Raw genomic sequence first — 12,326 nt, 5'->3', positions numbered from 1 at the left:
TCCGGGACGATCTACCCGCACGTGGTGGCGATCGCCGCCGATGCCGCTGTCCGAATCCGGCCGGTGGGCAGCCCACCCGCCGCGCACCGCCTGCCGAGGAAATCCGGCAACGCCTGCTCGGACTTGACGCCGCGACCAACAACCAGATCGCGGCGGTCGGCACTTACCGTCGTGGCCCGCGCCGGTCGGTGGCGGTGGTGGGTTCGATGGCGTGTCGGGCACGGTCACGCCGTTGCAGGTCGGCGAAGAACCGCACCATCCCGGCTTGCCCGCGCAGGACCAGGGCCGGTTCCCGATGCGCCTCGTCGGCTGCGCGGTCGAGCTCGTCGGCCATGCGCTCCAACAGGGCTGCCCGCTCGGCGGGATCGTGCGTGGCAGCGCAGCGCCGCATGAGCTCGCGCACGCGCACCACGCCCGACTCTGGATACCGCTCGAAGGACATATCAGCCACGCTCATGCGCCGTCCTTTCCCGGCTGGTGGTGCAGCGAGATACAGCCGAGTAATACCGCACCTAACCGATTTGGGCAGTGCGCACTGACGCCCCGCGTCGGCCGTCACGGCGACAATGCCGCCGCGACGAAGGTATTCATGCAGCGTGGCAGGGCCCTACCCCCTGACCGAGCGGATTCGCACCATCGCCCGTCCGCGCTGCCCACGACAACGGGGCGGTTGCCTGAAGCAAGTCCCGGAGCCACGGCACCCGGTGACGCGGATCAGGCGACCGCTACCGCACCCGGCCCCCCAGTGCCTCTCACCGGGCCTGCGCACCGGCGGGCCGCACCCGGTGCCGGCCGGCGGTTGCCCATCGAGAACATGATCCACCCGCCTAACTTCGCGAATCGCCGACCAACGACTCGGCCAACGGCAGCAGGCGGCGCTGATGCCAATCGACGAGAGCGCCACGTCGACCGCCCCGGCAGGCCGCGAGACAGCCGACGTGGCCTGCTCCGGTCACGCGGGCTGCATCGCCTGCGGCGTCATCTGGCGGCACATGCTCGCGCACCGCGTCATCATGTCCGCCAACTCGGTCATCTCGCGGGTTTCCATCCGCCTGCACATCTCGGCGGTCATCTCGCACATGTCCGCACACATCCCGCACATTCGCACGCACATCTGCACCATGTCCGCGCCGGCTTTCGTCATGCTCGAACAGCGCATCATCATGTCCGCGCACATGCGACACATGTCCGCGCAGGACATCATCATCATGCTCATTTGCATGGCTTGCTCACTGCGCGTCTCCATGCAGCGGGACAACATCTGCTCGCACATGTCGTGGCACTTATTGCACATTTCAATGCATTGCTGCATCTCGGTACTCATCTGACGTGTCATTTGCGAACCTCCAACGATCTTCGCTGCGGGCAGCACCTCTGAGAAGTCCTGGGTACCCCTGGCCACGCAAGATCGCACCTCGGCCGGGCCCGGGGTGGACGGTTTCAATGGAAATCAGCACGGGATTTTTCTTTGAAGTCGACAGGATCGGGATCAGCAGCAGGTGTGGCCGGTGAGGTAGTCGTCCCGGTGCCACCAGAAACCGGCCTGCTTCGGCGTGTTCCGGAAGGCGTGCACCGGGGCTGCGGCGGGGCTCACGGCCGGTGCACCGATCAGGTCTTCGACGGTATGCAACACGCCGTTGAGCATCACCTGCCGGACCTGCGCGGCCGCGTTCACGTCTTCGAGCGGATCGCCCTGCACGAAGACGAGATCAGCCAGCTTGCCCGGTGCCACCGTGCCGAGGTGCTCGCTCATCCCGATCAGCCGCGCTCCGCCCACCGTCGCGGCGCGCAGCACGTCGTACGCACTGATTCCGTTGCGCGCCAGCGAGTCCATGTTCAGGTGGTAGTAGATCCCGTGCGACACCAGCGGTGAATCGGTACCGATGCCGACGTGCGCGCCGGCGTCGATCATCCGCCGCACGGTCGCCGCCTGCCGGGCATTGAACGCCAACGCCGACTCGGGATTGCCGCCCACCGCCTCCTCGACACGAGCGCGAAACTTCTCGAACATCGTCGCCGGGAGCAGCGCCTTCAGCCGCGGATCGTCTAGCGCCCACTCAGCGTAGTGGTACAGCGCGGGCGCGGCGGCAGGGTGCAGGCCGAGGGTCGGCGTGAACGTCATGCCCGACCGCGCCACCGGATCGACGACGTCGGCGTAGGCATTGCCGAGGTGGGTTTCCTTCTGCTGGTGGCCGTAGCGGCTGGTGCCGCCGTGGTGCTCGACCGCGTCCGCACCCAACGCCGCCGGGCCGAACAGGTAATGCGAGCTGACCGGAACACCGCTGGCGTGCGCCTGCTCGATCGCCTCCCGCTGCATGGAATACGGCATTCTGACGTAGGTCTTGACCATATCGTGGCCGAGTTCGCCCACCCGCTCCAGCTCGCGTCGCAGTTCGCCGGGGTCGGTGATCGCCCGGTTGCTGTTGTAGTACACCCGGCTTCCGTCGATGAGCTCACCGGCGCAGAACACCCGGGGCCCCAACCGGTTGCCCGACTCCTGCGCCTCCTTGGCCTCCACCGAGGCGTAGTGCCCGCCCCCGGGCGAGCGCACGGAGGTGATGCCGAAGGACAGCCACAGGCGAGGAACCCGGCTGCTGTTCTCCCACGGCAGGTGCTCGTGGGTGGCGATCATGCCCGGTAGCACCGTCAGATCACCGGCGTCGATGACTTCCGCTCCTCCCGGGATCGCCACACCACGACCGACCGCCGCGATTCGGTTTCCCTGCACCAAGATCTCGACATCGCGGCGCAGTTCCCGGCGTTGCCCATCCCAGAGCGCACCGGCCCGGATCACCCGGTGCCCGTCCGGCTTCGACGGCCGCCAGCTCAGCTCGGTCGGCATGGTCCGCACGGCGCCGCTGCACACGTCGGCCAGCCGCAGTCGGCCGTTGGCGAGGTAGAGCAGGGTGCCGGAGTCACCGCTCCAGCTGGGGCAGTCGCCGGTCTCGTCACTGATCTGCCGGGGCGTGCCGGTCGGTCTTCCCTCCTCGTCCACATCGGACACCCAGACCGTTCCCGAGACCACGAAGGCCATGCCGCGGCCGTCCGGCGAGTACACCGGGCCCGCATCGAGCCGGTTGGCCAGCGACTTGCCCGGGACCGGCGGCGTGTAGCTAGCCGCGCCGGTGGCGATATCCACGGTCAGCACGTGGTTGGCACCTTCCCGGTAGCGCGCCGTGGCCGGCATGAAGCCCGCCAGGCTCAACTTGGTCCCGTCCGCGCTGAAGCTCGGCCTACCGGGCGCGTTGAGCGGGCCGATGACCTTGCGCACCTCGCCGGTCTCGATCGCCACGGTGCACACCGAATCGCCGGACCGGAACGCGACGGTTGTCCCATCCGGGCTGAACGCGGGCGCGCTCTCGTCGCCGTCGAGATTGGTGAGCTGCCGCTGCTCGCCGGTCGCGAGATCGTGCAGCCAGAGGTCGAGCTGCCCGGCCCGGTCGCTGGCGTACACCAACGTCCGGCCGTCCGGCGACCAGGCCGGGTCTCCGTTGAAGTTGCCGTCCGCGATGGCGCGTTCCGGCTCCCGATCCGGCCGCAGCAGCCAGATGTCGCCCAACGCACGGCAGGCGATTTGGCGGCCGTCGGGCGACAGCGCGGGGCCAACCAGCCCCTTGACCGGCCTCGGCGTTGTCGCGTGGAAGTCTCGTACGCTTGGCCGCTCGGCCACCGGACGCACCGAGACCTCAGCGGTGAAGGGCACGTCACGCGCGGCGCCGGTGCGCAGATCGCGGCGCCGGATGCGACCGTCGGCCGTGTAGAGCAGCTCATCCCGCGAGATCCAACGTGGCGCGAACGGGAACACGTCCTCTCCCGGCTGCGAAACCGTGCGGTCACCGACGACCAGGGCCGTCTCCTTCACGGTGAGGTGCACGTAGCTCAGCGAACCGTCGGGCGCGAAGGCTGGTCCGGCGAGGTGCCCGTCGGAAACCTCGACCAGGGTGCGCCGGGTTCCGGCGGCGTCGACCGCTTCGATCGCCTGCGGAGCGTTGTCCTCGCCGCTGGTGAAGGCGATCATCGAGCCGTCCGGCGACCAGACGGGGTGCGCCTCCTGCCGCGCACCGCTGGTCCAGTCGGCGATCTCGCCGGTGGCCAGGTCCAGCACCCGGATGGCGTAGCGGCTGCCGGTCTCGCCCGAGAAGGCGATCCGGGTGCCGTCCGGGGAGAACCGGGGCTCGCGGTGGTCGCCGGGGCCACCGGTGAGCACGCTCCACCCGGACCCGTCGATGTTCAGCAGCACCAGGCGAAACTGTCCGTCCTCATAGGACTGACACACGATACGCCGCCCGTCCGGGGCGATGTCGGGCTCGCTGGCCTCCTGCATCACGTTGGTGAGCCCTACCGCCGCGCCACCGGCCACCGGCACCACCCACAGCATGTTCAGCAGGTCTAACACGATGGTGCGCCCATCCGGCGACACCGCCGTGGCGGCGTTGGTCATCTCGCGGAGCGTGATGCGCTTGGCCCCGACCGCGTCCGGAGCCGCGGAAGCGACGGATTCACCGGCCAACTGGCTCAACAGCAAGGCGGAACCGACCCCGGCCGCCGCGCGACCGCCGTGCCGGAAGAGCGCTCGCCGCGAAAGATCCACCACGCACCTCCTGGAAGCCACCCCTGCCGAACCGGCGTTGAACGCGCCCCCGGCAACTTCTGTCAAGATCGTCAGCCAAACAGCATCGCGCTCCGGATGCACGGTTTTCCGGCAACTATGGGCAACTTTCAGCCGATCGGTCGCCGCCGCGCCGAGCCGTTGGCCGCAACCTCCCGGTCGCCTGGCGTTCTCGCTTCGGACCGCTGCTCGTGGTTCACAACGCCGTCACATTCCGGAATAGTCGAGCGCCGAGTTGGCCGAACCGGCATGGAGGTGACCCGAGTTGGCCCCGGACGGCCAGTTCACCCGTGGCGAGCGTTTCACCGCCGTCACGACCGGCCTGATGATCGCGTTCTTACCGGTGCTGACGCTGCACGGTGACGCCCCGATCGAACCCGCCGACCGGTCCGCGCAAGCCGCGCCGGAACTCCCGCCCGGCGTGGGCACCGACGGCGAACTGCCGAGGGACGAGCAGCTGAGCCCCGAGTTCCTGGAAGAACTGCGCACCGAGCAGGACCTGTCCGCGCGCGCCGAACCGGCCGACCGGGTGCCGACGGGCCCCCTGGGGATCCCCGGCTCGGTGCTGGCCGCCTACCAGCGCGCCGAACGGACGCTGGCGCGCACCGATCCGGGTTGCGGCCTGCGCTGGCCGGTCTTGGCCGGGATCGGGCGCATCGAGTCGCACCACGCAAGGTCGGGGCAGGTAGACGGGAACGGCCGAACGCTGTCGCCGATCCTGGGCCCGCGGTTGGCAGGCGGCCCCGGCACAGCGGCCATCCCCGACACCGATGGCGGGCGATGGGACGGCGACAGCGTGTGGGACCGGGCGGTCGGGCCGATGCAGTTCATCCCGTCCACCTGGCGCAGTCACGCCGCGGACGGCAACGACGATGGCATCAGCGATCCGCACAACGTCTTCGATGCGACGCTGGCGGCCGGCCAATACCTGTGCAGCGGCGGCGGCGACCTGCGCGACCGGACACAACTCGCGACGGCGGTGTTCCGCTACAACCACTCCGAGTCCTACGTGCGCTCGGTACTCGCCTGGGCCGACGCATATGCCCGCGGCGTCATGCCGACACCGAACGACACTTCGGTCCCAGGGGATCCGGCCGTGTTCGCGCTCGGCCCACTCCCACCGGCCGCACCGATGCCGGCCGCAGGGGCTCCGCCGGCCCCGCCCGCGCCACCGCCCCCACCCGCGCCCGCGCCACAGCCACAGCCACAGCCACAGCCACAGCCACAGCCACAGCCACAGCCACAGCCACAGCCAGGAGCGGTACCACCACCCAACACACCACCGCCACCCGGCGCATCCCCGCCGCATCCTCCTGCGGGCACGTCAGCGCCGCCATCCGTACCGCCACCACCGGCAGATTCGCCCCCGTCGTCGCAACCGCAACCACTGCCGAGCTCGACGCCGCCGCCGACCAGCCCAGAACCGCCGCCGAGCGGCGCCGCATCGACCAGCTCGCCCACCACGTAAGCGAACGGCCTGCTCACCCCTTAGCAAAGGAGAACAGGCCGTTCGCCGCACCACGACCACCGGGGTCAGCCGATCACGTCATGGGACGGTCCGTCGGTGCGATCGGGGCGGGCAGGACTTCACGGTTGGTCAAATAGCGGTCCACACCGGCCGCCGCGGACCGGCCTTCCGAGATCGCCCAGACGATCAGCGACTGGCCCCGGCCCATGTCGCCCGCCGCGAAGACACCGTCCACACTGGACATGAAGTGCTCGTCGCGGGCGACGTTGCCGCGCGCGTCCAGCTCCACGCCCAGGTCGTCGAGCAGCCCCGCCCGCTCCGGGCCGACGAAGCCCATCGCGAGCAGCACCAGCTGCGCCGGCAACTCCCGCTCGGTGCCCGCCACCGGCTCGAACCCGGAGTCCGTGCGCTGCACCTCGACCAGCCGCAGCGCCCGCACCCGGCCCCGCTCGTCGCCCACGAACTCCTGGGTGTTGACCGAGTACAGCCGCTCCCCGCCTTCCTCGTGCGCCGAGGAAACCCGGTAGATCATCGGGTAGGTCGGCCACGGGTGCTGCTCGGAGCGCGATTCCGGTGGCATCGGCATGATCTCCAGCTGCGTCACCGAAGCCGCGCCCTGCCGGTGAGCCGTGCCCACGCAGTCGGCACCCGTGTCACCACCGCCGATGACCACGACGTGCTTGCCCTCGGCGTGGATCGGCGAGCGCGCAAGGTCGCCCTCCTGCACCTTGTTGGCCAACGGCAGGTACTCCATCGCCTGGTGCACGCCGCCCAGTTCGCGCCCCGGCACCGGCAGGTCGCGGGCCTGCGTCGCGCCACCGGCGAGCACCACCGCGTCGTAGTTGGCGCGCAACTGCTCGACCGTGACATCAACCCCGACGTTCACGCCGACGCGGAATTCGGTGCCTTCGGCCCGCATCTGGCCGAGTCGGCGATCCAGTCGGCGCTTCTCCATCTTGAACTCCGGGATGCCGTAGCGCAGCAGCCCGCCGATGCGGTCGGCCCGCTCGTAGACCACCACGCTGTGGCCGACGCGGGTCAACTGCTGCGCCGCGGCCAGTCCGGCCGGTCCGGAGCCGACCACCGCGACCTTCTTGCCCGTGCCTGAGCGCGGCAACTGCGGCTTGACCAGGTCGGAGTCCCAGGCCCGGTCAATGATCGTGATCTCGACCTGCTTGATGCTGACCGGGTCGGAGTTGATGCCGACCACGCAGGCCGCCTCGCACGGCGCGGGGCACAACGTCCCGGTGAACTCCGGGAAGTTGTTCGTGGCGTGCAGGCGCTCCGCGGCCTCCTGCCAGTCGTCCCGCCACACCAGGTCGTTCCACTCCGGGATCAGGTTGCCCAGCGGGCAGCCCTGGTGGCAGAACGGGATCCCGCAGTCCATGCAGCGGCCGGCCTGCTTCCGCAGCCTGGGCTGCTCGAACTCCAGGTAGACCTCGCGCCAGTCCTTGATGCGCACGTCCACCGGGCGACGCTGCGGCGTTTCCCGCGGCGTCGTCATGAACCCCTTGGGATCAGCCATGTGCGGCCTCCATGATCGCCTCGTTGACGTCGCGCCCGTCACGTTCGGCGGCGCTGCGGGCCGCGAGGACCCGCTTGAAGTCCTTCGGCATGACCTTGCCGAAGCGCTGGACGGCGGCGTCCCAGTCGGCCAGCAGTTCCCGCGCCACCTGCGACTCGGTCTGCTCGTAGTGCCGCCGCACACGGTCATGCAGGAACTCTCGGTCGGCGTCGTCCAGCGGATCCAGGTCCACCATCTCCGGGTTGACCCGCTTGGCGTCCAGGTCCAGCAGATAAGCGATGCCGCCCGACATGCCGGCCGCGAAGTTACGCCCAATCCCGCCGAGGACCACCACCCGACCACCGGTCATGTACTCGCAACCGTGGTCGCCGACGCCTTCGACGACGGCCACCGCACCCGAGTTCCGCACGCCGAACCGCTCACCGACCACTCCGCGCACGAACATCTCGCCGCCGGTCGCGCCGTAGAGCAGCACGTTGCCCGCGATGATGTTGTGCTCGGCCGCGAACGGCGCCGACGCGTCCGGGCGCACCACGATCCGCCCGCCGGACAGGCCCTTGCCGACGTAGTCGTTGGCGTCGCCCAACAGCCGCAGGGTGATGCCGCTCGGCAGGAAAGCGCCGAAGGACTGCCCGGCCGAGCCGGTGAACGTTACGTCGATGGTGTCGTCCGGCAGGCCCTCGCCGCCCCACCGCCGGGTCAGCTCCGAACCCAGCATGGTGCCGACCGTGCGGTTGACGTTGCGCACCGGCATGTCCAGCCGCACCGGGGTGCCTTCCTTCAGCGCACCCTCGCACAGCTGGATCAGCGTGTTGTCCAACGCTTTCTCCAGACCGTGGTCCTGCTCGGTGGTCTGGTGCCGCGCTACGCCCCGCGGCAGGTCCGGCACGTGCATGATCGGGGCGAGATCGAGCCCCTGGGTCTTCCAGTGCCGCACGGCATCGGAGGTGTCCAGCAGGCCGGCGTGCCCGATCGCCTCGGCCAGCGACCGGAATCCCAGCGCCGCCAGGTATTCCCGCACCTCCTGCGCGACGAACTCGAAGAAGTTCACCACGTATTCGGCCTTGCCGGTGAACTTCTCGCGCAGCTGCGGATTCTGGGTGGCCACCCCCACCGGGCAGGTGTCGAGGTGGCAGACGCGCATCATGATGCAGCCGGAGACCACCAGCGGCGCGGTGGCGAAGCCGAACTCCTCGGCGCCCAGCAGCGCCGCGATCATCACGTCGCGACCGGTCTTGAGCTGGCCGTCGGTCTGCACCACGATCCGGTCGCGCAGGTTGTTGGCCAGCAGCGTCTGCTGCGTCTCGGCCAGTCCGAGCTCCCACGGGCCACCGGCGTGCTTGATCGACGACAGCGGCGAAGCACCGGTGCCGCCGTCGTGTCCGGAGATCAGCACGACATCGGCGTGCGCCTTGGACACGCCGGCGGCGACCGTGCCGACGCCAACCTCGGACACCAGCTTGACGTGGATCCGCGCCCGGGGATTGGCGTTCTTCAGGTCGTGGATCAGCTGCGCCAAGTCCTCGATCGAGTAGATGTCGTGGTGCGGCGGCGGGGAAATCAGCCCCACACCGGGCGTGGAGTGCCGGGTCTTGGCGATCCACGGATACACCTTGTGGCCGGGCAGCTGGCCGCCCTCGCCGGGCTTGGCGCCCTGGGCCATCTTGATCTGGATGTCGTCGGAGTTGACCAGGTACTCGCTGGTCACCCCGAACCGGCCGCTGGCGACCTGCTTGATCGCCGAACGCCGCGAATCACCGTTGGCGTCGGCGGTGAACCGCTCGGCGTCCTCGCCGCCCTCCCCGGTGTTGGACTTGCCGCCCAGCCGGTTCATCGCGATGGCCAGCACCTCGTGCATCTCCTGCGAGATCGAGCCGTAGGAGATGGCACCGGTGGCGAACCGCTTGACGATGGCGGAAACCGGCTCGACCTCGTCGATGGGCACCGGCTTGCGCGCGTCCTCGCGGAACTTGAACAACCCGCGCAGGGTCATCAGGTCGCGCGACTGGTCGTCGACGGCCTTGGTGTACTCCTTGAACACCTCGTAGCGTCCGCTGCGGGTGGAGTGCTGGAGCTTGAACACCGTCTGCGGGTTGAACAGGTGCGGCTCGCCCTCGCGCCGCCACTGGTATTCGCCGCCGACCTGCAACGTGCGGTGCGACGCGGCCACCCCGTCGGACGGGTACGCCCGCCGGTGCCGCTCGGCGACTTCCCGCGCCAGCACGTCGAATCCGACGCCGCCGAGCCGCGAAGTGGTGCCGGCGAAGCATTGCTGCACGACCTCTTCGCCGAGCCCGATCGCCTCGAAGATCTGCGCCCCGGTGTAGGAGGCCACTGTCGACACGCCCATCTTGGACATGGTCTTGCGAACGCCCTTGCCCAGCGCCTTGATGAGGTTCGCGGTGGCCTGCGCGGCGTCCACGCCCTGGATGACACCGCCGCGCACCAAGTCCTCGACGGTGGCCATCGCCACATACGGGTTAACGGCGGCGGCGCCGTAACCGATAAGGAGAGCGACATGGTGCACTTCGCGAACGTCACCGGCTTCGACGATCAGGCCCACCTGGGTGCGCTTCTTCTCGCGCACCAGGTGGTGGTGCACGGCGCCGGTGGCCAGCAGCGACGGGATCGGAGCGTGCTCGGCGTCGGCCGAGCGGTCCGAGAGCACCAGCACGTGCGCCCCGGCCGCGACGGCCGCCGAGACCTCTTCACGGATCTCGTCGAGCCGGGTGCGCAGCGCCTCCCCGCCGCCGGCGACGTGGTAGGTCATCTCGATCACCGCGGGCTTGAGTCCCGGCCGGTCGCCGTCGTCGTTGAGGTGCACGATCTTGGCGAGCTGGTCGTTGTCCAGCACCGGGAACGGCAGCACCAGCTGGCGGCAGGCCGCCGGGTGGTGATCGAGCAGGTTGTGCTCCGGCCCGACGTGGGTGCTCAGCGAGGTGACCAGTTCTTCCCGGATCGCGTCCAGCGGCGGGTTGGTGACCTGCGCGAACAGCTGGGTGAAGTAGTCGAACAGCTGCCGCGGCCGCGCGGAGAAGGCGGCGAAGGGCACGTCGTTGCCCATCGAGCCGATCGGTTCGGCGCCGGCGGTGGCCATCGGCTTGAGCAGGACGCCCAGCTCTTCCTGCGAATAACCGAAAACCTGCTGTCGGTGCACCAGCGAGTCGTGCGTGGTCACTTCGCGTTCGCGGTCCGGCAGGTCGGCCAGGTGCAGCACACCAGCGTCGAGCCATTCCTGGTACGGGTATTCGGCGGCGAGTTCGCCCTTGATCTCGTCGTCGTCGATGATGCGGCCCTTGTCGGTGTCGACCAGGAACATCCGGCCCGGCTGCAACCGCCCCTTGCGGACGACCTTGTCCGCCTCGATCTCCAGCACGCCGACCTCGCTGGCCAGCACCACGAGCCCGTCTTCGGTGACCCAGTAGCGACCCGGACGCAGTCCGTTGCGGTCGAGCACCGCGCCGATCTGGGTGCCGTCGGTGAACGCCACCAGCGCCGGGCCGTCCCACGGTTCCATCAGATAGTTGTGGAACTCGTAGAAGGCGCGGCGAGCCTGGTCCATCTCGGCGTGGTTCTCCCACGCCTCCGGGATCATCATCAGCACCGCGTGCGGCAGCGACCGACCGCCCAGGTGCAGCAGTTCCAGCACCTCGTCGAAGGTCGCCGAGTCGCTGGCGTCCGGCGTCGCGATCGGGTAGAGCCGCCGCAGGTCACCGGGAATCAGGTCGGTAGCCAGCATGCTCTCCCGGGTCCGCATCCAGTTGCGGTTGCCCTTGAGCGTGTTGATCTCGCCGTTGTGCGCGATGAACCGGTACGGGTGCGCCAGCGGCCAGGATGGGAACGTGTTGGTGGAGAACCGGCTGTGGACCAGGCCGATCGCGCTGGCGAACCGCTCGTCGTTCAGGTCGGGGTAGAACGCGCCGAGCTGGGCCTCGGTGAGCATCCCCTTGTAAACGATGGTGCGCGCCGACAGGCTCGGAAAATACACGTCGGCCTCGTGTTCGGCCCGCTTGCGGACGCAGAACGCGCGCCGCTCGAACTCCAAGGCCGTCTCGCCGTGCGCGGCATCGGCACCGTGACCGAGGAAGAGCTGGCGGAAGCTCGGCATGGTCTCGCGCGCGGAGGTGCCGGTGCAGGTGGGCTCCACCGGGAGTTCGCGCCAGCCGAGCAGTCGCAGGCCCTCCTCGGCCACGATCCGCTCGATGTCCGCCACGGCCTGCGCCGCATCGGCGGCGTCCGCGGGCAGGAACGCGGTGCCCACCGCGTAGCGGCCGCGCTCGGGCAGGTCGAAGGGTACGACGGCCCGGAAGAAGGCGTCCGGGATCTGGGTCAGCAGGCCGACGCCGTCTCCGGTGTCCGGATCGGCGCCCTTGGCACCGCGGTGCTCCAGATTGCGCAGCGCCGTCAGCGCTTTGGCAACCAGGTCATGGCTCTGCCGACCACGCAGGTCGGCGACGAACGCGACGCCGCACGCGTCGTGTTCGTAGGCCGGGTCGTAAAGACCCCCGGCCGCGGCGCCGCGCTGCGCCAGATTTCTCACATCGTGGGAATGGGGCATCTGACCTCCCGTCGTCAGGCCGCGGGCCGCAGCAGGGCATGACTCACCCACTGCGATCCCGCAAGAGCCTTTGGGGGCACTGACAAAAGGATGCGCCGTTGCACTCTTGGTCAGTTTGAGGCACTCTACATAGCAAGCGGCCGGAAAGCTACCATTAGGTAACGCG

At 69.4% G+C, this 12,326-nt stretch carries 6 protein-coding genes; 1 reads left to right on the top strand and 5 read right to left on the bottom strand.

Features of this window, described 5'->3' with window-relative positions:
• Positions 1-163: 163 nt before the first annotated feature.
• From BJ970_RS26220 to BJ970_RS39640, 3 genes are all read right to left on the bottom strand, one after another.
• The gene (locus BJ970_RS26220; RefSeq protein ID WP_184728668.1) at positions 164-457 is read right to left on the bottom strand and encodes a hypothetical protein; all 294 of its coding nucleotides are present in this window, start codon (positions 455-457) and stop codon (positions 164-166) included.
• Between the two features lie 495 nt (positions 458-952).
• Complete coding sequence (locus BJ970_RS40425) at positions 953-1,261, bottom strand: four-helix bundle copper-binding protein (RefSeq protein WP_512700298.1); 309 nt, start codon at positions 1,259-1,261, stop codon at positions 953-955.
• 228 nt (positions 1,262-1,489) lie between these two features.
• The gene (locus tag BJ970_RS39640; RefSeq protein ID WP_221467320.1) at positions 1,490-4,591 is read right to left on the bottom strand and encodes an amidohydrolase family protein; all 3,102 of its coding nucleotides are present in this window, start codon (positions 4,589-4,591) and stop codon (positions 1,490-1,492) included.
• Between the two features lie 283 nt (positions 4,592-4,874).
• Between BJ970_RS39640 and BJ970_RS26205 the strand changes: the two genes are divergently transcribed.
• Positions 4,875-6,077, top strand: coding sequence for a lytic transglycosylase domain-containing protein (locus BJ970_RS26205; protein ID WP_184728666.1), 1,203 nt, complete (start codon positions 4,875-4,877; stop codon positions 6,075-6,077).
• Between the two features lie 73 nt (positions 6,078-6,150).
• Here the strand turns inward: BJ970_RS26205 and BJ970_RS26200 are convergent, their stop codons facing one another.
• Both BJ970_RS26200 and gltB read right to left on the bottom strand, forming a co-directional pair.
• Positions 6,151-7,602 (bottom strand): glutamate synthase subunit beta, encoded by a 1,452-nt coding sequence (locus BJ970_RS26200; RefSeq protein ID WP_184728665.1) that lies wholly within the window; start codon positions 7,600-7,602, stop codon positions 6,151-6,153.
• Complete coding sequence (gene gltB, locus BJ970_RS26195; protein ID WP_184728664.1) at positions 7,595-12,160, bottom strand: glutamate synthase large subunit; 4,566 nt, start codon at positions 12,158-12,160, stop codon at positions 7,595-7,597. The genes BJ970_RS26200 and gltB overlap by 8 nt, the downstream gene beginning before the upstream one ends.
• Positions 12,161-12,326: the final 166 nt, after the last annotated feature.

Source organism: Saccharopolyspora phatthalungensis (assembly GCF_014203395.1).
In the GTDB taxonomy this organism is placed as follows: domain Bacteria; phylum Actinomycetota; class Actinomycetes; order Mycobacteriales; family Pseudonocardiaceae; genus Saccharopolyspora; species Saccharopolyspora phatthalungensis.
The sequence above is the reverse complement of the archived record's forward strand: the minus strand, read 5'-3'. Positions and strand labels throughout refer to the sequence as shown.

Excerpts from the sequence above, each read along its gene's own strand:
- BJ970_RS26220 (WP_184728668.1), bottom strand. The coding sequence starts at position 457 with ATGAGCGTGGCTGATATGTCCTTCGAGCGGTATCCAGAGTCGGGCGTG.
- BJ970_RS40425 (WP_512700298.1), bottom strand. The coding sequence starts at position 1,261 with ATGTTGTCCCGCTGCATGGAGACGCGCAGTGAGCAAGCCATGCAAATG.
- gltB (WP_184728664.1), bottom strand. The coding sequence starts at position 12,160 with ATGCCCCATTCCCACGATGTGAGAAATCTGGCGCAGCGCGGCGCCGCG.
- BJ970_RS26200 (WP_184728665.1), bottom strand. The coding sequence starts at position 7,602 with ATGGCTGATCCCAAGGGGTTCATGACGACGCCGCGGGAAACGCCGCAG.